The sequence below is a fragment of the Myroides marinus genome (genome assembly GCF_900109075.1).
Classification (GTDB): Bacteria; Bacteroidota; Bacteroidia; order Flavobacteriales; family Flavobacteriaceae; genus Flavobacterium; species Flavobacterium marinum_A.
On sequence record NZ_FNYS01000004.1, the window covers coordinates 86,834 to 108,708 of the forward strand.

The 21,875-nt window shown below is 34.1% G+C and carries 15 protein-coding genes; 6 read left to right on the forward strand and 9 right to left on the reverse strand.

The genetic code is table 11. The features are described from left to right. Positions 1–3 precede the first annotated feature (3 nt). Positions 4–1,083: a hypothetical protein gene (locus tag BMX53_RS06350; RefSeq protein WP_074745174.1), complete on the forward strand. Its 1,080-nt coding sequence runs from the start codon at positions 4–6 to the stop codon at positions 1,081–1,083. Positions 1,084–1,085: 2 nt separating this feature from the next. Beyond that, a complete protein-coding gene (locus tag BMX53_RS06355) occupies positions 1,086–2,147 on the forward strand; it encodes a hypothetical protein (RefSeq protein ID WP_074745176.1) in 1,062 nt (353 codons plus the stop codon). Between the two features lie 59 nt (positions 2,148–2,206). Here BMX53_RS06355 and BMX53_RS06360 read toward each other — a convergent pair whose 3' ends face one another. Then, entirely contained in the window at positions 2,207–3,514 is a 1,308-nt protein-coding gene (locus tag BMX53_RS06360) for a hypothetical protein (RefSeq protein WP_074745178.1), read from the reverse strand. Positions 3,515–3,956: 442 nt separating this feature from the next. On the opposite strand from BMX53_RS06360, the gene BMX53_RS06365 reads away from it, so the two are divergent. Beyond that, entirely contained in the window at positions 3,957–4,958 is a 1,002-nt protein-coding gene (locus BMX53_RS06365; RefSeq protein WP_074745180.1) for a 2-hydroxyacid dehydrogenase, read from the forward strand. 201 nt (positions 4,959–5,159) lie between these two features. Here the strand turns inward: BMX53_RS06365 and BMX53_RS06370 are convergent, their stop codons facing one another. Next, the gene (locus BMX53_RS06370; RefSeq protein WP_074745182.1) at positions 5,160–7,529 is read right to left on the reverse strand and encodes an outer membrane beta-barrel family protein; all 2,370 of its coding nucleotides are present in this window, start codon (positions 7,527–7,529) and stop codon (positions 5,160–5,162) included. Positions 7,530–7,567: 38 nt separating this feature from the next. Next, on the reverse strand, positions 7,568–9,949 hold the full coding sequence (locus BMX53_RS06375; protein WP_074745184.1) for an outer membrane beta-barrel family protein: 2,382 nt from the start codon (positions 9,947–9,949) through the stop codon (positions 7,568–7,570). A gap of 462 nt (positions 9,950–10,411) precedes the next feature. On the opposite strand from BMX53_RS06375, the gene BMX53_RS06380 reads away from it, so the two are divergent. Beyond that, on the forward strand, positions 10,412–10,696 hold the full coding sequence (locus BMX53_RS06380) for a helix-turn-helix domain-containing protein (protein WP_038986075.1): 285 nt from the start codon (positions 10,412–10,414) through the stop codon (positions 10,694–10,696). 126 nt (positions 10,697–10,822) lie between these two features. Here BMX53_RS06380 and BMX53_RS06385 read toward each other — a convergent pair whose 3' ends face one another. The 6 genes from BMX53_RS06385 to BMX53_RS06410 form a co-directional block, all read right to left on the reverse strand. Beyond that, positions 10,823–11,824 (reverse strand): beta-ketoacyl-ACP synthase III, encoded by a 1,002-nt coding sequence (locus BMX53_RS06385; protein WP_038986073.1) that lies wholly within the window; start codon positions 11,822–11,824, stop codon positions 10,823–10,825. A gap of 166 nt (positions 11,825–11,990) precedes the next feature. Then, positions 11,991–12,884, reverse strand: a complete 894-nt coding sequence (locus tag BMX53_RS06390; protein ID WP_063176807.1) for a helix-turn-helix domain-containing protein — start codon at positions 12,882–12,884, stop codon at positions 11,991–11,993. A 150-nt stretch (positions 12,885–13,034) separates the two neighbouring features. Beyond that, entirely contained in the window at positions 13,035–16,220 is a 3,186-nt protein-coding gene (locus tag BMX53_RS06395; RefSeq protein ID WP_074745186.1) for an efflux RND transporter permease subunit, read from the reverse strand. A 26-nt stretch (positions 16,221–16,246) separates the two neighbouring features. After that, positions 16,247–17,308, reverse strand: a complete 1,062-nt coding sequence (locus BMX53_RS06400; protein WP_038986069.1) for an efflux RND transporter periplasmic adaptor subunit — start codon at positions 17,306–17,308, stop codon at positions 16,247–16,249. Between the two features lie 26 nt (positions 17,309–17,334). Beyond that, positions 17,335–18,654, reverse strand: coding sequence for a TolC family protein (locus BMX53_RS06405; protein ID WP_074745188.1), 1,320 nt, complete (start codon positions 18,652–18,654; stop codon positions 17,335–17,337). Beyond that, a complete protein-coding gene (locus BMX53_RS06410; RefSeq protein WP_063176804.1) occupies positions 18,654–19,256 on the reverse strand; it encodes a TetR/AcrR family transcriptional regulator in 603 nt (200 codons plus the stop codon). Before BMX53_RS06410 ends, BMX53_RS06405 begins: the two co-directional genes overlap by 1 nt. Positions 19,257–20,528: 1,272 nt before the next feature. On the opposite strand from BMX53_RS06410, the gene BMX53_RS06415 reads away from it, so the two are divergent. Further along, positions 20,529–21,503, forward strand: a complete 975-nt coding sequence (locus tag BMX53_RS06415; protein WP_074745190.1) for a polyprenyl synthetase family protein — start codon at positions 20,529–20,531, stop codon at positions 21,501–21,503. A 9-nt stretch (positions 21,504–21,512) separates the two neighbouring features. After that, positions 21,513–21,860, forward strand: coding sequence for a hypothetical protein (locus BMX53_RS06420; RefSeq protein ID WP_038986063.1), 348 nt, complete (start codon positions 21,513–21,515; stop codon positions 21,858–21,860). The last annotated feature ends 15 nt before the right edge of the window (positions 21,861–21,875 follow it).

Sequence of the window (21,875 nt, forward strand, 5' to 3'; positions counted from 1 at the left end):
TAGATGATGTATCGATTAGAAATACAAAAGCTGTTATTAGAAATAGATGATAATATAGAAGACGCAGAATTATGTATGCGTCTGATTCGTCAAGGGATACAGATTGCAGATAAACACAATGATTTAGAGTGGGGAGTCGAGATGAGATATAGTCTTATCCACGAAGAACGTGCTACTTCTAGCTGTAGTGAGAGTGTAATGGCTTTTGCTTGGATACTGAATGTCTGTGATCAATACCCAGATCAGTTTCACGAGGCAGACTTTTTATTAGAATATGAGTGGATGCTTTGCTCGGCTTATAGCAATGCTTCTTTATCTACAGAGCAAATACAAGCTGTAGCGGATGATCTTTATCTTCGATTAGATAGAAATCAGATTACCAAAAGAGGGTATTACTTTACGATGGCTGAGTATGTTCAGAATTTAGGAGACTATAGAAAGGGGGAGGAATATATCAAGTTAGCTATGCAGGAGCCTTTTGATGAAGAGAATGTAGAGATAATGGAGTATGATTACCGAATAGAGAATTTAGTTCTTATGGAACGCTTCGATGAGGCTATAATGCTGATGGAGCAGGTAGAACTTAAAAAGCTAACGAACTTTGCTTTGCCTTTTGAGACTTACTGTGCTATGGCTTACTGTATGGCCAAGACTAAAGATAAACGTGCTCAGATCTATTTGGATAAAGCTAAAGCTTCTTTTGAGACATTAAGAGAAGTTAATAGTTCGATGTTATACAGTATGACTCGTCTATTATATGCAATGTATTTATTAGAAGATGAAATGATGTGGGATATCTTTGAACGTATCGCTGATTGGGAAATAGGAGCGGAAGATGATTTGCACTTTATGTTGACAAGACATGCCGCAATGATTTGCTCTCAAGGAGGAACGAAAGAATTAAAGTTGTCACCGAGAGTATCTTACTATGAAGCAAATGGAATGTATGATTTGAATAAGCTATATCATTATTTTGATGAGGTAGCTACTCAGTTAGGTCTTCGCTTTGACAAGCGCAATGGCAGTGACTTTTGCTCAAATGAATACAGAGAATTAAAAGTAATGAATGGACTAAAATTATAGCTATGAATTATAATCTAGAAATACAGAAAATCTTATTAAAGGTAGAAGAATTACCTAGTTTTAGCGATAAGGTAAAAGCATTGAAAGAGGCTATTGCTCTTGCTGATAAACACAACGATCTTGATTGGGGATTTGACTTGAGATTGACGTTAATTCAAAAGGAAAGAAATACATCTAAGTGTGAGGAGAGTTTCCCTGCTTTTGCGTGGATATTAAATGCTAGTGATTCTAATGAAGATTATTTTGATGAGTCAGAGTTCTTGTGGGAGTATAAGTGGATGTTCTGTTCTGCTTACCGCAATGCTTCACTATCGCTTGATCAAATCAAAGGAATTGGTAATGATCTGAGACAACGCCTAAAAAAGAATGGATATAGTGATAGAGCGTATTACAACGTGATGACAGGGTATGCATTACACTTGAGAGACTATAAACTAGCACAGGAGTATATAGAGCTTGCAGATGCTGAGATATTAGATGATATGGCTAATTGTCCTGCATGTGAATTAGATACTAAAGTAGAGACTTTATTAGACTTAGGACATATAGATGAGTCATTGATTAAAGCACAAGATTTGATTAATAAGAAGTTGACTTGTTATTCTATGCCTTTCCAAACGTTCTGTAGTTTCGCATACAAACTTCATGAAGCAGGTGATGAGAGAGCGTCTATTTACTTTGATAAAGCTTTAGATGAATATCACGCACATGATCAATATGATAGTTCAGTAGGGTACTCTATGGGGTTGTTAGTAGCGTATATGTATAAGGTTAATCATCCAGAATTATGGGACTTCTTCTCTCGTATAGCTGAATGGCAGATAGGAGCAGAGGATATCCATATTTATAACTTTGCTAAGTATATGGCTCCGATTATGAAAGGAGAAGGACAGGTAGAGTTGAACTTATCTCCACTGTTGCCTTATTATCAAGAATCAGGAGTGTATCAGTTGTCTGAATTGTTTAGTTACTTTAAAGAGACTGCATATGATTATGCAGATCGCTTTGATCAACGTAATAATAATAGCAATTATAGAAAAGAAGTAGATGCTGCTTTAGCATAATTAAATAAAACACAAAGCCCGAACCTTATATTTATAAAGTTCGGGCTTTTTTTATATGGTTAGAATAAACTAATCTGTCCAATTTGTTCAGTAGTAGATGACTTCTTCTCTTTTTTCTTTTCTTTCTTAGGTTTAGTCTCTGCTTGTTCTGCTTCTACAGTTTCTAAGTCAAATATTTCTATTTGCATTACATCTTTAGCTTGAGTAACCTCGATCTCAGTTTTACCGTAGTGAGCAGGTTCTTCTTCTTTTAAAGACTCTTCATTCTCAGGTTTTACTACTAAGTCATCTGCATCTACATTAATACCTGTTTTTGCAATATTAAATAACTCATTATACTTTGGATTGCTAAAGGCTACTTTTTCTTTCGTACTTGTAGGCTCTTCTGATTCTATGCGATCCTCAGTTGTGATTCTTTCCCAGTCAAGCTTAGGTAGTGCTTCTGGCATAGAAGACATGAACAAGTCACTCTCTGTATCATAGATTGTTTCTTGAGTAGGAAAAACTTCTTTAGAAGTTATTTCACTTTGTAGTTCTGTTTCTTCAGTTGTAGCGAAGATTGTTTCTTCAATAGAAAGTTCCTTTATATGTTCTATAGAAGTAATATCCTCTTCTTGTTCTGTTACTATTTCTTCTAGAATAGTTTCTTTTATATCGTTGTTTCCTTCAATAGTAGGAGTTGTAGTAAGTTCTACTTCTTCTAGAATAGTTTCCTCAATATTGTTATTCTCCTCTATAATTGGAGCTGCTGTAAGTTCTAGTTCTTTAATTTCTAGTTCTAGTACAGGGCTTGCTTCTTCTGTTGTATTTGGAGTAACAGTCTCTTCTTCTTGTTCACCAGCAAAAGCTTCACTAAAGTCAAATAGTATAGGCATCTCTATCTGATCTGTTTTAGTTGGAGTATTTTCTACCTCTTCTAGTACAAGTGTTTTTCCTGGTTTGTTTTCAGTTTGTTCTTCTGTTAGCACATCATCTTGTAATAGTTCTTCGTCAACTATCGTAATATCCTCTTCTTTCGCAAAGATGTCTAACTTATTATTAAGCTCTGTAATTAATCGTTTAATCTTTTTGATATGTAAGTCCTCGCTGAATAATTCTTTAGCGTATACTGCATCTAAAAGCTTATATAGTGAATATGCTTCATGATATTTTAGAACCAAAGAATGCTTTCTATTGTGGTCTAGTATAGATACCTGTTTCTGTATGTTTTTAGCCTTATCTTCTAACTTGTTGATTAAATCTTCTTTGATGCTTATAAGGAGAGCGTCAGTTACGTTTTCTACGATATAATCATCAGTATGCTTAACCATTTTTATGACTGTAAGCAATACGTCATTATTTAACTTAAGTTGAATTTTTGCAATCATTGTACTAGCGAAAAGGCTTATTATATTAAGGTTCAAGAAAGTTCACAAAATAATGAAAAAATATTGTAAGAACTAAGGGTTTAGCAGAAAATATTATTGTTTACAATGTAGTGATATCAATAGATTCGAAGGTTTTTATGTTCTGTTTTTAAAAGTCTGATAATGATTGGTATAGAATAATTACTATTCTGTTTTTAGTGATTGAGTATTAGTCGGCTACTATATACTAATAATGTGTCTAACTTTTTTAGAATGACATAATTTAAGTATTTAGAAGTTTTAATTCTGAATACTGAAATGAATTATGAAAATAGTCAAACAATGACGTAATATAAGTCGCAAAATGTGTTACAATCGTTTTTTATCAGTAACTTTATATAGGAAATTAAGAAGGGAACTTAATTGTATTTCTATAAGATTATTAATATTAAAATAGTAAGATATGAAGATTGCTTTTTTCTCAACGCAACCTTATGATGTAACTTTCTTTAATAAAGAAAATAAACAATTTGACTTTGAATTAGAATACTTCGAAACAGGATTAGAAGAACAGACAGTTGGTTTGGTAACTGAAGATACTGACGTAGTATGTGTATTCGTAAATGATAAAGTAGATGCTGAGGTGATCCAACGCCTAGCAGAGAAGAAGATTAAATACATCGCACTTCGTTGTGCAGGATTTAATAATGTGGATTTAGACGCAGCTCATAAACACAATATCAGAGTATGTCGTGTACCGGCATATTCACCAGAAGCAGTAGCAGAGCATACATTAGCGATGTTATTTACTTTAAACAGAAAAATACACAAAGCTTATAACCGAGTGAGAGAGCAAAACTTCTCTTTAAATGGGCTGTTGGGAACTAATATCTATAAGAAAACTGTAGGTATTATAGGTACAGGTAATATCGGTAGTGTATTCTGTAGAATGATGAAAGCATTAGGTACAGAGGTACTAGCTTATGACGTGTATCCTAATAAAGCACTTGAAGCAGATGGAACAGTTAGGTATGTAGAACTTGATGAATTATTCACTAAGTCTGATATTATCTCTCTACACTGTCCGTTAACACCAGAGACCTTACACATTATTAATGAAGAGAATATTCAGAAAATGAAAGATGGTGTAATGTTAATCAATACGAGTAGAGGTAAACTAATAGATACACATGCTATCATTCAAGGTCTTAGAAATAAGAAAATTGGTGCATTGGGTATCGATGTGTATGAACAAGAAGAGAAGGTGTTCTTTAGAGATTTGTCAGGAACTATCTTAGAGGATGAACGTCTACAGTTATTGACATCATTCCCTAATGTGTTAGTTACTGCTCACCAAGCTTTCTTTACTGATGAAGCGTTAACACAAATCGCCTTTGTAACTCTTGATAATTTAAAACAATTAAGTACTACTAATGAGATAGTAGGACGAGTAGCAGAGTTATAAAAGATAATAGTATTAATATAGAAAAGGGAGTTCAAATCATTGAACTCCCTTTCTGTTTTTATGGATTAGGTTTTGCCATTTCATAGAAGAAAATTAGAATAAAAAAGGAGAGTACTAATTACTCTCCTTAGGTGTTTGTAAATAAGTAAAAGACAGGTATTTATGAGATACCTGCCTTTTGTAATAATCGAATATAACTAACTAATTGCTTCTATTTTTATCTTCAAAGTTTGCTTCTTTGATAGCTTTTTTGTTGTTAGAATTACCGAACGTGTATGAAGCACTGATACTAAATCTACGTGAGTTCCATGTGTTGCTGTAAGTCTGTATATTGTCTTTATAGAACATTGTTCCTTTGCTTTTACCAGTATTGAATATATCAGACAAAGTCATATTTATGTTCAGCTTTTTATCTAATAGAGCTAGTTTAGTACCAAATGATAATGTACTATAAGAGCTGTAATGTGTATTGTCTTCTTTGTTTGGTAATTGGTGATACCAGTTAAGTAATAGTTTTAACGTCTTTGAGCTATTCACGTTGAACGTGTTCTGTGAATAGTAAGAGAATGTTGTACCTTTTTGACCTATTTGGGTAGCTTCTTTACTTCTATAGTAAGGTGCAGATAAGATATAATCACCTCCAGTGTTTGTCTCCCACCACGCAGTGATAGAGTTGTTATAAGAGATATCTATACCATAGTTATCACTATTAAGCATATTGTAACTAGTACTGCTGTATATTCCATTTTCGTATTTGCTTAATTGATCAAATGAGTTCGTCATATGATAGTAATTAAGATTCACAGATAAAGCTCCATCAAATACATAACTCAATTCGTAGTTGTTATTATAAGAAGGGTTTAGCTCTGGATTACCTTGAAAATAAGTAAAACTATTAGAATAATACTTAAACGGATTCAACATATTAGAGTTTGGTCTGTTGATACGTTTAGAGTAATTAAAGCTAAATGTATGAGTCTCGTTAGGTGTAAATGATATATAAGCAGTAGGAAATAACTTGCCATAAGATTTAGTAAATTCCTCTTTAGTTTCTAGTAATTCGCCTGTGGCACTAGTCTGTTCATATCTCAATCCTCCTTTTACGCTCCATTTGTCAGATAACTTTTTACTCATACTGAAGTATGCTGCATAGTTATCTTCATTATAGTTAAAACGATTACTTTTAGTCAAGTCTAGTACTGGAGTATTATTGATTATATTAAAGTACGTTACAGAAGCTTTGTTATCAAAGTTGGTATACTTAGCCCCTAGTTCTATATCAGCCCAAGACAAGGTATAGTTTAAATCTGCATTAACACTGTATACTTGATACTTTAAGTAGTTAGTGTATGTAGAGTTTCTTTTCATCAAGAATTGTGAATCATAATCCTTAATATTAAAAGTTTGGTCAGGCTCATTAGAGAAGTAGTTAGCACCTATAGATAATTTACTTCCTAATGTGTCTAGCTTCTGATCAAAGAACACATTCGCTGTGTGATATAAGTTTTTACTATCAGAATTATTAATAGTATTGATAATAGAATCTACAACTGTAAAAGGAGCACTCTTATAAGTACCTTTTGACACATTAGAAGGATTACTAGTAGCTCTAGTAAAGTTGTACGATCCACCTATTAATGCATTATCCGTTAACTGATAATTCGTAGTCATACTCGCACTTCTATTTTTATATAAGTTATGCGAAGTATTCTCAGTACCCATATAGTTATTTTTATCCTGATAAGTGATATCATTTGTCCATGAGTTATTGCTATTATTAACATTACCCTTTAGCATCACGCTCCACTTTTTATTTTGGTAGTTTAAGCTTCCATTTCCACCTATCACATTAAAGTTGTTATAAGAGTAGTTAGAGCTCACTGTACCATACATTCCCATGCGCTTATTCTTTTTAAGTACGATGTTGATAATACCACCATTACCAGAAGCCTCGTATTTAGCAGAAGGCGTAGTGATAACTTCTATTTTTTCGATATCATCAGAGCGTAGAGTACGTAAGTAATTCGTTAGAGCATCGCCAGATAGCTCTAGCATTTTATCATCTATCATAATCTTTACATTACTTTTACCTACGATGCTAATCTTATCATCCTTTACCTTAATCATTGGGGTAGTAGCTAATGCTTCTAATGCATCCATTCCTTGAGAAGCGATACTATTAGCTGTATTGTACACTAGTCTATCCACTTTGCGTTCTACTAATCTTTTTTCAGCTTGTAGTACTATCTCTTCTAATTGGTTATCACTTTTTACTGAGATAGTCTTTAAATCTAAATCTTTTGTAATCTCTAGTTTTTGTTCATTTACCAGTTGCCCTAGATAGAATATTTTAAATATATAATCTCCTGAGTTTACCTCTTCAATAGAGAATAGACCAGTCTCATCACTAAAACTCTGTTTAACGAAAGTCTCGTCCGTTTTTAGCAATTGTATTTCAGCGTAGTCAACAGGTTTATTTGTTTGGTCTAACACAGCTCCCTTTATTGAGAACTGTGCCATTATGACTTGACTACATAGTATGGTTAGTATTACAGTAAAAAGCTTTTTCATCTTTAGTTAGTTATTCGTTTAAGTAAGGTTGTTATATTTTATTTTCTATTCTTTTCATCAGTGTTCCCTCCTTGGTGATCTCTTACTTTGATTTTAGAGTTACCAAATGAGTAGCTGATACCTACGTTAACATAGCGTTGATCGTAGTAGTTAAAGTAATTTTGCTTGATACCATTGGTTACAGCATATACATTTGTAGTCGAAGTTCTAAAGATATCGTTAGCATATACAGATAAGTTTAGTTTTTTGTCTAGCATAGCATATTTCATCCCAAAGTTTAAACCATAAGTAGGATCTACATCCCATGCATTTGATTGTACTCTAGTTTGGTACCAGAAGTCTAACTGAGCAGTCCAAGTTTTTGACGAATTAAGAAAGAACGTATTATTAGTTGTTAAGTAAGCTCCACCGCCATCTTTAATTACGATATCTACATTTTTGGTTAGACTAGCTTGAGTATAGAAGTAGTATAATCCACTTTGAGACTGTAACCAAGGGAATGTATTAAAGGTATAACTCACTCCAGCATTATAGTTCTTGGTGTTTGTAAAGTTATCTCTATAGTAATTTTGATAATTAGTATTAGGATCTACTACAGGGTATTGTCCGAAGTTATCTTTTGTTTCCCCATAAGAGATATTAAAGTCTAATTTTCCTTTATACGTATAGTTAAGTTCTACTTTATCTGTGAATGCAGGCGCTAGCGAAGGGTTACCTTGTGCGATACTATATTCATTGATATACCATTTGAATGGGTTAAGCTCCCAGAATGCTGGTCTAGAGATACGTCTGTTATAATTAATAGAGAACGTATTATCCTCATTCATTTTATAAGCTACATACACCGTAGGAAATAGTTTAGTGTAGTTCTTTTTGTTCTCGATGTTATACACTTGAGAAGTACCAATAGTCTGTGTATTCTCTAATCTCAATCCTAACTGCATAGTCCATTTGTCATTAAACTCTTTAGATGCATTTACATATACCGCTTGTGTGTTCTCTTTGTATTCGAAGTTATCTTTTTGTTTTAAATCTTCTACAGGTACACCTGTTGTATAGTTGAAGAAGTTTGTTTTGTTTTTTGTTACTACAAAACTAGCTTTTGCACCATACGATAATTTAGCCCATTTTAACGGTTGTTCAAAATCAACTTTAGCACTGAAGTTTTCAATCTTTTGATCACCTGTTGACTTCGCTATGAACATATTGTTAACAGAGTTATCAACAGCTGTTGTTTTTGTGTTGAAAAGTCTCTCTTTGTTATTTATATAACTGAAGTAATCAACATCTGCTGTGAACTTAGTTCCTAGAGTATCAACATTATATGTTAAGTTTAAGTTGGCAGATTGATTGTTATTATTTCCAGTGTTTTCAGACAAAGTTTTGATGTGTTTTACAGGGTTATTAACAGAGTTATTAACAACGATATTACTGTAATCATCAAATGTAGGATCTCCAATACCACCTTTGTATTGACCACCAATAGTAGTCTTGTCAGAGATCTTATAATCTACTTGTATATTACCAGATAAGTAGTCATTGTTGTTATATCTCTTAGAGTCTCCCACCCATGTTTCAGTAGGATAGAATATTTTGTTGTCTTCTATTACATTTAATCCACCTTTAGTACCAGATACACCAGCGATAAGAGATATTTTATCCTTGTTATAGTTAAATGTATTGCTCAGTCTGAATTGGTTTTTAGAAGACTGTTTATATCCTGCACTGATTTGATTATTCCACGCTTCTGCAGGAGCTTCTTTTAGCACTATATTTATTAGTCCACTATTTCCTTCAGCCTCGTACTTAGCAGGAGGTGTAGTGATTACCTCTATCTTTTTGATGTTATCCGACGGGATACTTTTTAGATAGTTTAATAATTCTTCACCTGATAACTGTACTAACTTATCATTGATCATTACACGTACAGAACTCTTTCCTACGATAGTGATAGATTCATTGTCTACTTTAAGGCTTGGAGTTAGCTTTAATAAATCTACAGCATCGTTGTTTGTAGCATGTACTGAGCTTTCAATGTTGAATACAGTACGGTCTACTTTACGTTCAAATACTTTTTTAGTAGTCTCTACTACGATTTCGTCTAGCTTAGTATCTTGCTCTATAGTTATTACTCCTAGATCAAGATCCTTATTTATTTCTAAATTTTTATCATATGCTTTTACACCTAAACTGTGAATTTGAAAAGAGTAAGTGTTATTAGCTATATCATGTATTTCGAATGTTCCTTGTTCGTTTGTATAGGCAGACTGTACTAAGTTGCCTTTTGTATCGATTAGGTATATCTCAGCGAAGTCCACTGGAGCTTTTTCAGCAGTGTGTACTGTACCTTTAATATTGTTCTGAGCATTAACACTTAATGCAGTTAAGAATAAAGCAGTTGAGATAAATAAAGCTTTCATTAGTTTTTCAGATTATATGTTTGTAGAGTATAATCCTATTTGTGTGCCAATAAAATAATATATTTATAAATGACTTTATTTCAATTAGTTATGTTGTTTGTGTGATAGTGTACTGTTCGTTATCGAACATCTTTTTTGTAATAATGAACAATTTATGAACACAAACATCAGCAATGTTTGTGATACTATCAAAAAGTTGTTCAGAAATAGGGTAGGGCTGTAAACAAAGAAAACTGCTTGGGGAGCAGTTTTCTGAGGCTAGATCTATATGATTAAATAATAATTTTGAAAAGAATTAATCACTTTGAGCTAGACTTGGCTTGTTGTTTATGAAAATTTGTACTGCAAAATTAATGATATTTTTGATATCTTTTACTTTATCCGTATAAAAGTGGTACTTTTGTTTGATAAATTTTTTTAAAATTAGTATATTAGAATTAAAGGTTTTTAAAGTATATAGCTATGGACGTCGAAAAAATAAAAAGTATTAGAAAAAATTCAGGATATTCACAGGAGTATGTAGCTGAAAGATTAGGTATATCACAAAAAGCATATTCTGATATAGAGAGTGGTAAAACTAAACTTAAGAATGAGGTATTGTATGAAATAGCTAAGATATTAGACATATCTCCAGCGGCGATTTGTCCTATTTCGTGCGAGTGTATTTCTAGTATAGAAAATAAGCACAAAGAGCTTTTAGCTTATTTAGATGCAAAGGGAGTAGAGTACCCTACTAAATTTATTTAAGTTAATACTTAACGAAGTAAATATAAAAATTAAGGTTCTATACCCTCAACGTATAGATCGTTATTATAAAGAAAGCCTCAAAGTAATCAGTTACTTTGAGGCTTTTTCTTTATGTGTTTATATAGATTAGATTGACCAACGTAGAATACTAGCTCCCCAAGAGAAACCTGCTCCGAAGGCTGTTAGTAATACTAAGTCACCTTTCTTGATTTTATCTGTATTCTCCCATATACACAGAGGTATAGTAGCCGCTATAGTGTTACCATAGTTAGCGATATTTACTAGTGTTTTGTCCTCTTGTATATTGATTTGTTTACCTACAGCATCTATAATTCTTTTATTAGCCTGATGAGGTACTAACCAGTTTACATCATCTATCGTTAGACCATTTCTGTCTAATACATTTAGACATGCCTCACTCATAGACTGTATTGCTTGTTTAAAGACTACCTTACCATCCTGTTTGATATATCTTTTCTCATCGTTTTGCTCTAGATCTGTAGTAGGATATAGTGATCCACCACCTTCGATATTTAAGAACTCTTTTCCTTGACCATTACTTTGCATTAATGCATCGATAACACCTGTCTCTTTAGATGGTTCTAACCATACCACGCCAGCCCCATCACCGAATAGGATGTTCGTAGAGCGATCTTTGATATTTACATAAGCACTTATCTTATCAGCACCTACTACCACTACATTTTTGTAGCGTTGACTCTCTACTAGAGATGCTCCTAAGTCTAGTGCATATAAGAATCCAGAACAAGCAGCATTCACATCAAATCCCCAAACATGGTTAATCCCTAGTTTTTCGCAGATGATATTTGCAGTCGCAGGCATAGGCATATCTGGAGTAGATGTAGCAACAATAATTGCATCTATATCACTAATTTTTTTGTCATAATTAGCGATTAAGTTCTCGATAGCACGTACAGCCATATCTGATGTAGCTAGACCTTTTTCTAAGATTCTACGCTCCTTGATACCTGTTCTTTTTATTATCCACTCGTCATTAGTATCCGTTACTTTAGCTAAGTCTTCATTAGTTCTTTTGTGCTCAGGGACATATCCTCCGATGGCAGTTATATTAGCATATATATTTTTGTGAGTAGTTGTTTTTATCATATTGTTATGCGTCTTTATTTCAAGTAGGGTGAATGTTTGTAACCCTATGTGTGTATTAGTATTTACGCATCAAATATCCGAATTTTTATGATGTATAGATTAGATAATTAAACGTTATAAATTGATAAAAAGACGCTTTTATACCAATACCTTCTGAATAAAATGTTTACGAATTCTTAAAATCTGTAGGCGAAATACCCGTATATGTTTTAAAGAATTTACTAAAAACCGATAAGTCTTGAAAGTTTAGATCATTTACGATATCCGTAATAGTCGTCTTAGGGTTTTTTAGTAAGATTTTTGCCTCTAAAATGATCGTATCTGTAATGATTTGTTTTGGCGTTTTTTGGAATACCTCTACGATAATCTTTGTTAGATGCTTTCGACTGATAAACATTGCCTCAGCATAGTACTGTACACTTCTCTCTTTTTTAAAATGAGTGGATACTAAGTAAATAAACTTTTTAGCTAACTCCTCTCTTCGGTGAATTTTTGTATCGTTTTTTTCTAAAACAGCTTTACTGTAGAAGTTTCCTAACTCATACATCAGTATAGAGAAGTGATGTATGATGAGGTTCTTCGCATAGATGTTATTATTGTTATAGCTTAGTTGGGTAAGTCTTTTTACTGTGTTATTCATAATTCTAAATACGTTTTTGTTTAAAGTAATTACTTTAGGGTATTCAGAAGATAAGAATGATATCAGGCTATGAGATTTAACGTGAAAACCAGCTTCTAAGAATAAGTCTGGATCTATAAATACAGTCTTTACAGCGAAGTCATCTGTCAATCTTTTGATCTCAAAGAATTGATTAGGTAATACTACTAGCAAATCATCTTTCTTAATGATAGTTGGCTCTAGGTTAATCGTTATTTCACATCTACCTTCCGTCACGAGTATTAAACCAAATGTTGTGAATTGGTAGGGCTTGTCAATAACGAAGTACTGTTTGTGCTTTGGCCCAATGTCCAGTATTGCCAATCTCTTGTCCGTAAGAACATTCTTATAGCGATTAGTAATATCGCTTAGAGAATAAACTTGTATATATGAAGTATCCATTGCTGAATTGAGTATTAAATTTTTTCTAAAATTAGTGATTTGGTTGTGGCTACAAGTTAATATAGATTAATAAAAGAAGGGGATAGTATATACTATCCCCTAATCTCTCAACATAATTAACTCTATAAAACTCTATATAAGTTTTGACTATTATTTTTTCTCAATGTGTTTTGCTGTGAACTCATCGATAAAGTCTTTGTTATAATCGTAGTCAGCAGTCATTAATTCGTTATAATCTACTTCCTCTTTTTTGCTAAATCTATTACCGATTTTATCGAATATCGAATAGATAATAGGTACGATAACTAAAGTCAATAGTAGCGAAGATAATAGACCACCTATGATAACTACAGCTAATCCATTGTTCATCTCAGCACCTGCACCATCCGCTAAAGCAATAGGCACCATTCCGATAACCATCGCAATCGTAGTCATTAAGATTGGACGCAGACGAGCATGGTTGGCCGCTATCAGTGCATCGTGTACACTATCTCCAGCATCTACTCTGTGGTTAGCGAAGTCTACCAGTAAGATAGCATTCTTACATACTAGACCGATAAGCATGATGATACCTAAGATAGTGAAGATGTTCAGTGAAATATTAGCTATTGCTAATGCTAATAATGCTCCAATGAACGATAAGGGTACTGAGAAAATAACGATAAACGGCTTAGAGAAGCTATCATATAGCGCTACCATCACTAAGTACACTAAGATAATAGCAGCTAATAATGCGACCCCTAATGTACCAAATCCCTCTTCTTGATCTTCCATCGTACCTGTCCATTGATACTTAACACCTGGCTTCATAGTAAGCTTATCGAATTGTGGTAACCACTCTTCAGCTATTGCACCAGGAGCTCTACCAATTGTTTGAGACTTGATAGTTACAGACGGGCTCTTATCTCTACGCTCTAAGATAGATGGTCCAGAACTATACTTGATGTCAGCGAATTGAGCTAGTTTAATATCTTGACCTACATTATTCTTAAAGCTTATTTCTTTTACATCATCTATCGTTGTTCTAGCATACTCCTGAAATCTGATGTTGATGTCATACTCATATTCACCTGCTCTAAATTTACCATCTGTATTACCATTAAAGGCAGTTTGCATTGTCATACCTACAGTATACATATCTAGTCCTAGAGCAGCCATCTTATCTCTGTCCACCTGTACATTGATCTCAGGGCTACCTGTCTCAGTTGTCAGTTTAGTCTCCATAGTACCAGGTATCTGGTCTAGTATCTCTTTTGCTTGTATAGCGAAGTCCATTGCATCATCTAAGTTAGCCCCAGTCACTGTTAGTGCTAGAGGAGCCTCTTCTGCACCGATTAGACCTACAGTCACCGTCTTAATCTTAGCATCAGCTATCTGTGGTGCTAACTCATTCTTAAGTTTTGCAGCATAGACGAATGAGTTCTCTTTACGCAGTTTCTTATCTGTTAAGATTACGTGTATCTCAGACTTATATTTAGTAGCCTGTGCTCCACCATACCCTTCAGAAGATTGACCTACAGTAGTAATCATATCTACTATCTCAGGCTTAGTGCGCAATACTGCTTCTACCTGCTGAGTTACTTTATTAGTCTGCTGTAGTGACGCATCTTTATCTAACTCTAGCTGTACTAAGAATTCGCCCTTATCTGTCTTAGGGAAAAACTCTGCTCCGATGTATCCCATAGGTAGTAAAGCTATCGATGCGAAGAACGTAATACCTACTACTATTAATACTATAATTGTATTTTTAGTTGAGTTTAATGACCATACTAATAAGTTAGAAATAGTATGTGTGAAGGCATTAAGACCTTTCTCGAATCCATGTATAATCTTACCGAAGAAAGAAGAAGAACTGATCACTTCTATTTTACCATATCTAGAGAACAACCAAGGTACTATCGTGAATGATACTAATAAAGATAACATCGTAGCGATAATAACTGTCACACAGAACTGTTTGATAATATTAGGTACTAACCCTGATGATATAGCGATAGGTAAGAATACTACTACGATAACTAGTGTAATCGCTGTAACAGTAAATCCAATTTCTTTAGCTCCATCATAAGACGCACGTACTTTATTTTTACCCATTTCCATATGTCTGTGGATATTCTCGATAACTACGATGGCGTCATCCACTAAGATACCTACCACTAGAGATAAGGCTAGTAAACTCAACAAGTTTAACGAGTACCCTAATAGATAAATACCAATGAATGTAGCAATCAATGACAATGGAATAGCAACCATTACTATCAAGGCATTTCTCAAACTGTGTAAGAAGAACAACATCACGAAGGCTACTAAGACAATAGCTAAGAACAAGTCAAACATAACTGCATTAGCCGCATCTAGGGTAAACTGAGAAGAGTCATTCGCTACTTTAATCTTTACATTGTTATCGCTATAATTCTTTTCTACCTCCTGTATTGTGGCATGTGTAAGCTCACTTACAGTTACTGCATTAGCGTCAGACTGTTTGATCACCTGCATTAAGATAGTTGACTGTTGGTTCAGACGAGCTATCTTTTCTATTTCTTTAATACCATCCTGTACATCAGCTACATCACCTAAGCGTATATCTATACCTCCCTGAGATGCTATGACTAGGTCTCTCATCTCCTGTATATTCTTATATTTTCCTTCTAGACGGATAATCGTCTGCTTATCATTTGACTTTACATTACCCGTAGGGAAGTCTAAGTTAGCCCCTAAGATCATCTGCTGTACCATAGGTACGCTAAGCCCATAAGCTTCTAGCTTTTTAGGGTCTAGTAGTACTTGTATTTGTCTTTCTTCACCACCGATAAGTTCTACTTTAGCCACCCCGTTTACACGAGAGAAGATAGGCTGTATCTTTTTGTCTAATAGATCATACAGTTCTTTCTCTGTCAAGTCACTAGTGATACTCAACGTAAGAATAGGTAAGTCACTTAATGAATACTTCTGTAGTGAAGGCGGATCTACATCTTTAGGTAAATCCTTTAAGATAGCATTGATCTTACGTTGAGCATCATTTAAAGATAAGTCAACGTTAGCAGAAGAGTTCAGGTATATCATTACTGTAGATAAACTCTCGAATGACATCGCCTCTACTTTCTTTACATTCTCTAGAGATGCTACTGCATCTTCTATTTTTTTGGTTACAGTATTTTCGATCTCAGAAGGTGAGGCTCCTGGGTATACTGTAGCTACTGTAATTACGTTTACTTCAAACTTAGGAACTAATTCGTAACTCAGATTTTTATAACTGAATAAACCACCTAGTAGTAATGCGATAAACATTACGATGATTATACTAGGGCGTTTTATTGATATTTCGGCTATTTTCATAAGTCGATCCTCTTGTTTTTAGGATGTTATTTAATGATTGACACAGGAGCGTTCTCAGTTAAGTTAATCTGTCCTGAGGTGATTACAGTTTCTCCATCTTTAAGACCTTCTAGTACTTCTACGAAGTCTCCGAAGTTGCGACCTGCTACCACTTTTTTAGATACAGCTTTACCATTGACAATAGTAAATACTAAGTTAGAACTCACACTACCCACGAATGCATTACGAGGTACTAATAAGATAGGAGTACCCGAATCTTTCTCTCCGTCAAATATGGCAGAACCGTACATACCTGCTCTAAGCTTGTTATCTTGATTATTAGCTATCAATAAATCTACTGGATAGTTTAGCGCCGCATCTGCTTTAGGAGCGATGAATGTCACCTTGCCTTGGAATGTGTCATTTGGCAATACACTAGCTTTCACCTGTATCATATCACCTTCTTTAAGATTAGCTACATGGCTTTCGTCCACATTCACTCTAAGTTTTAGTTGAGCTACATTCACTAAGTCAAATAATGGAGCACCTGGAGCTACGAACGAACCTAGTTCTACGTGCTTTTTATTAATAATCCCATTGATAGGTGCTTTTATACTAGCATCAGCAGCTGTAATACGAGCAGACTTTAAGTTAGATTCTGCATTCTTTAGCATTAATCTTACTTGGTCTAGTTGCTGTTGAGTCACACCACCTGTTTTAAACGCGCTTTCAAAGCGTACTGCGTCAGCCTTAGCTGTAGCTAGAGCAGCCTCTGCAGTCTGTATCTGTACATTGATTTGGTCACTGTTCACTAACGCGATTACTTGACCTTTCTGTACTCGACTACCTTCATCTACTAACAATTTATTAATACGACCAGGAGTCTCTGCAGAGATAGTAACCTCTTGCTCCGGCATAAAGTTTCCATTTGCTTTATAGCTCGTGTCGAATACCTGTAGCTTCGCTTTCTCAGCACGTACAGTTACTTCAGCATTGCGTTCAGCTACGATAGCAGTTTCTTGATCGTTCTTAGATTTATTACTAGATAATATATAGATAAGACCTCCTACTAAAACAACTAGTACTAGGGCAGTAATTATTTTTTTCATATTCTTTAGATGTTAGATTTAGTGAATTAATCTACTAATGATTTTAACTCTCCTTGAGCTTTGATTAATTGTATCTGTGCTAATTTATAGTCTAGCATAGCAGTAGTATAGTTATTCTCTGCTTCTGTATATGCATTTTCTGCATTTAGTAAGTCAGTTAATGTAGCTAATCCGTGAGTATAGTTATTCTGTATGTTAGATAATATACTCTTTGCTAAAGACACATTGTCTTTCTGAATATCTATAGTGATTAGCGCATTCTCTAGTGACTTCTGAGCATTCTTAAAGTCTAGTGCTAATGCCTGTTTAGTATCATTAATTTGCACGTCTACTTTTCGCTGTTCTATATCTACTTGTCTTACTTTAGCTCTAGTCCCAAATCCACTGAATATTGGTATCTTTAGTGATAGTCCTACTGCAGAAGTATTCATCCAATATACCTTATCAGCAGGCGATCCTCCCCAAGGAAATTTATCTCCCAGTCCTTGATAAGCGAAGTTACCGAATGCAGCTAGTGATGGATAGTAGTCTGCTACTATTGACTTGCGTTTATATTCTAGCAAGTCTTTTTGTTTCTCTAGTAGGTGTATTTCAGTTCTGTTCTCTATTCTGTTTTCTGCTAGTAGACCACTGTCATCTACATTGAATGTAGTCTCTGGCATAACGATAGGAGTGTTGACATCCATACCCATAAAGAATTTTAGAGCATTCTCCTGTAAGTCTATAGCATTTAGAATTTTCTGTCTCGTAGCTTTAATATTGCTTAGACTCACTTTAGTACGATCTAAATCTATCTGTGTAGCTAACCCATTCTTATGCAAATTCTCTATAATATCTTTAATCTTAGTAGTACTAGCTATGGTAGTCTCTATCGTTCTAAGCATTGCTTTAGTCTGATATACTTGATAGTATGTACTAGCTACTTTCTCGATGATTTGTTCGTCAGTTAAGTCTTTATTGATGATGTAAAACTCTTTAGCTGTACGTGCAGCCTTTAGACCCATAAACACCGCTTGGTTAAACAAGACTTGAGAAGCAGTCGCTGATATTCCAGAGTTCCACTTCAGGTTAAAAGGAATCATTTGCGTCTGACCACCCATCGTTAAAGGCATCTCTTGTATCTTCACATTGTTAAGCAGTGTAGCTTCTGCATCGATACGCGGTAGTGCATTCGCTCTTACTTCTTCTATCTGATACTGACTATTCTCTATATCTAGTGTCGCTTGTTTTGCTTCCGCTTTATGTTCTAGCGCGTAGTTCAATGCCTCTTTTAGAGTTAGTGGCTCTTGAGCTTTAGCAATAAAAGCAGTTAGTAATGCAATAAGCGTAATCTTTATCGTTTTCATTATTTATACTTCTGTGTTAGGTCCTTGTATATTTTCATACCTTTTTCTGTAACGATACTTCTGATATGGTACTCTAAGTGTAAGCAGTGTACTTCAGAGTGTGAGTATTCTGACTCAGGGAAGTAGTCTAGATCTTCGATAGCTACTAGTGAAGCAATATAAAATCTAGCTACATAATCTACATCTACATCAGGTCTATATACTCCTTCTCTGATTCCTTTCTCTAAGTTTCGTTCTATGTGCTTAACATAGTTTTTTTCGTGAAACTTCTTTTGCTTTTGAGCAATCTTCGGGTAATACTTTGTCAATTGGTAAAAACATCCTGACGAGTCTATTAAGAATATATCATTGATGTCATTATAAGCAGCTAGTAATTCTGGTATAGCTTCTTCTCCTCGGTTTAAGGTTGCTACTAATTGTTGTGAGAATTTATTGTTAATCGTTACTAGTGCTTTCTCGATTAATTCTGGTTTTGATGCGAAGTGTTGATAAATTGTTTTTTTTGAAATACCTAGTTCTGCGGCTATGTCATCCATTGTCACAGATTTAAATCCTTGGGTCATGAACATTTCTGTTGCTTTCTCTAATATCTGAGTTTCCATTATTCTTTATTTTGATGAGGCAAATATATATTGGAAACTTTTATAAAAATTAAGTTTCCGTTTGATTTATGGAAACTTTAACTTTTATAAAAGTTTCTTGTTTTTGTTAAGTATTTTAAATACAGTTATTTAGTTTTGTTTTTGGTGGAAACTTATTGTATTGTATTCGTTTCTGAGGTGGGTTTTTTTTCTGTTTTTTTAATATAAATAACTGTTTGGTTTTAACCAAGTGACTATTCTCTTTTAGTTCTGTTTGTAATGAGTTAATTATGAGTAGGTCGTGAGTCCGAGATGAGTCCGTTATTTAATGCTTTTTAACGGACTCACTACGGACTCATAACGGACTCACAACGGAGTCACCTTGTCTCGTCCTACTGTAACTGTACAGTTATAGTAGGACGAGATAGAAGTTTATTTTATTGAGAATTAGGATAAACGTTTTAGGGGATATTGTTTTTACTTTTATTAGTAGATGGTTTGGGTACGGGTTTAGTACGGTTTTGAAAACAGGGTCTTGTCCCAAGTAAACACTGGTTTTATCCAAACACTATCCAAACAAAGTCAAAATCATATTTTGTTAGTTGTTGATAATTAGTGTTTTGTGTGTTTTAAGACAGTGCAAAAGAGGTCAAAAAGAGCAAAGGAGATTATTATCTCCAAATGAGGGCAAAGGTGTTATTTTTAATAATGCATTTTCATACAGAAGAGGTATAATACTATATGTCCAACAATGTATTCATTACGACAGTATCATATTGAGTGAATTGCGATTCGGGTGAATTAATTCGAAAATATAAGAAGAGTAATAAAGGGGGAAGGGGAATTAATGAAATAGAATGAGTTAGTTTTTTGGGGACTTCTGTGAGTATAAGTATATCACTGATCCTATAATAGGGAATAGGAGGATAAAAAGTATTATCAATATATATTCTAGTCCTTTATATTTCTTGTTTTTTAGAAGATGAAAAATACTGTATAAAACTAATGCTGAATAGAGACATAATAAGGTTAATATACCAAAAGGGCCTATTAGTCCAAGTGAAATCATAGTTGATTGTTTTTGTTTAATGCAAGTATAGAGGATTAAGAAGAGGAGCTCAATACCATAATAGTGGTATTTTAAGAATAGAATTGTCTAGGCAATTAGTGGAAGGGAGGCAAAATAGACAGAATGATATTAGCAAGAGGGCTTTAATGATAAGGACTTAAAAAAGGGGTATAAATGATTATCTTCAAAAAAAACACGTATTTTTACACAAAATAATTTAAGTAATGCAATCAATAGTTAAGTATAAAGAGCAGATTTCTGAATTTATAGATTCGATTTCTTTATCAGGTACTCCAAAGGAACTTTACGAACCTATTTCTTATATATTATCATTAGGAGGAAAACAAATTCGTCCAGTGTTGACATTAATGGCGGCAGACGTCTTCGGTATTGATCCAAAGAGAGCTATACATGCAGCTACTGCTATAGAGTTGTTTCACAACTTCTCTTTAATGCACGATGATATTATGGATGATGCACCACTGCGCAGAGGTCATCAGACAGTACATGAGAAATGGAATACGAATACTGCTATTTTATCAGGAGATGCTATGTTAATCTTAGCTTATCAGTATTTCGAGAATTATGAGAACAATACATTCCGCGACTTAGCTAAATTATTTAGTAAAACAGCGATAGAGGTATGTGAAGGTCAGCAATGGGATATCTGTTTTGAAAATAGAAACGATGTAAGTATTCCAGAATATATTAAAATGATCAAGTTTAAGACTGCCGTGTTAGTAGGAGCAGCTCTTAAGATGGGGGCTATCGTAGCTGAGACTTCAGAGAAGAATGCTGAGGATATTTATGACTTTGGTATTAATCTAGGGATAGCGTTCCAACTTCAGGATGATTATTTAGATGCGTTCGGTGATGCTGCTACTTTTGGGAAGCAAGTGGGTGGAGATATCTTAGAGAACAAAAAGACATTCCTTTACTTAAAAGGTGTAATGAATGCGAATGATGCTCAACGCGCTGAGTTGGTAAACTATTTCTCTACTACTGATCAAAATGAAGAGGAGAAAGTAAAACGTGTAAAAGAACTGTTCGTAGAGACTGGATCTGCTGCAGAGTCTACTGACTTAATAGAAGAGTATACGTTAAAAGCGTTAGCTATCTTAGATCAAATGGATATTCCAGAAGAGAAAAAAGAGCAGCTTAGAACGTTTAGTCACGAGTTAATGAGAAGAAGAGTATAGTGAACTGTGATGATAGAAGAAGCTGTATCTTATATAGAAGGTAAGTTAAGTGAGTATAACTTATTTGATGAGTTAGTAAGACAGGTCGAAAAAGATTTTCGCATGTCTGTAGATACGTCTATTACCTTTACGGCTGATACTCCATCTAAGCTAGTATACGAAGTGTACAATGAGTTGCACAAGATTATCTCAATGACGACTGTAGCTAAGTTCTCTAGTCTGCTGTACAGAATAGACATAGCAGAGAAAGAGATAAAAGCGATACATAGTGTAGATATAGAAGACTACTTAAAGCAAGTAACTTATATTATACTAAAGAGAGAATTTCAGAAGGTATATATAAGGAGTACTCTTTAACATATAAGTAATAAA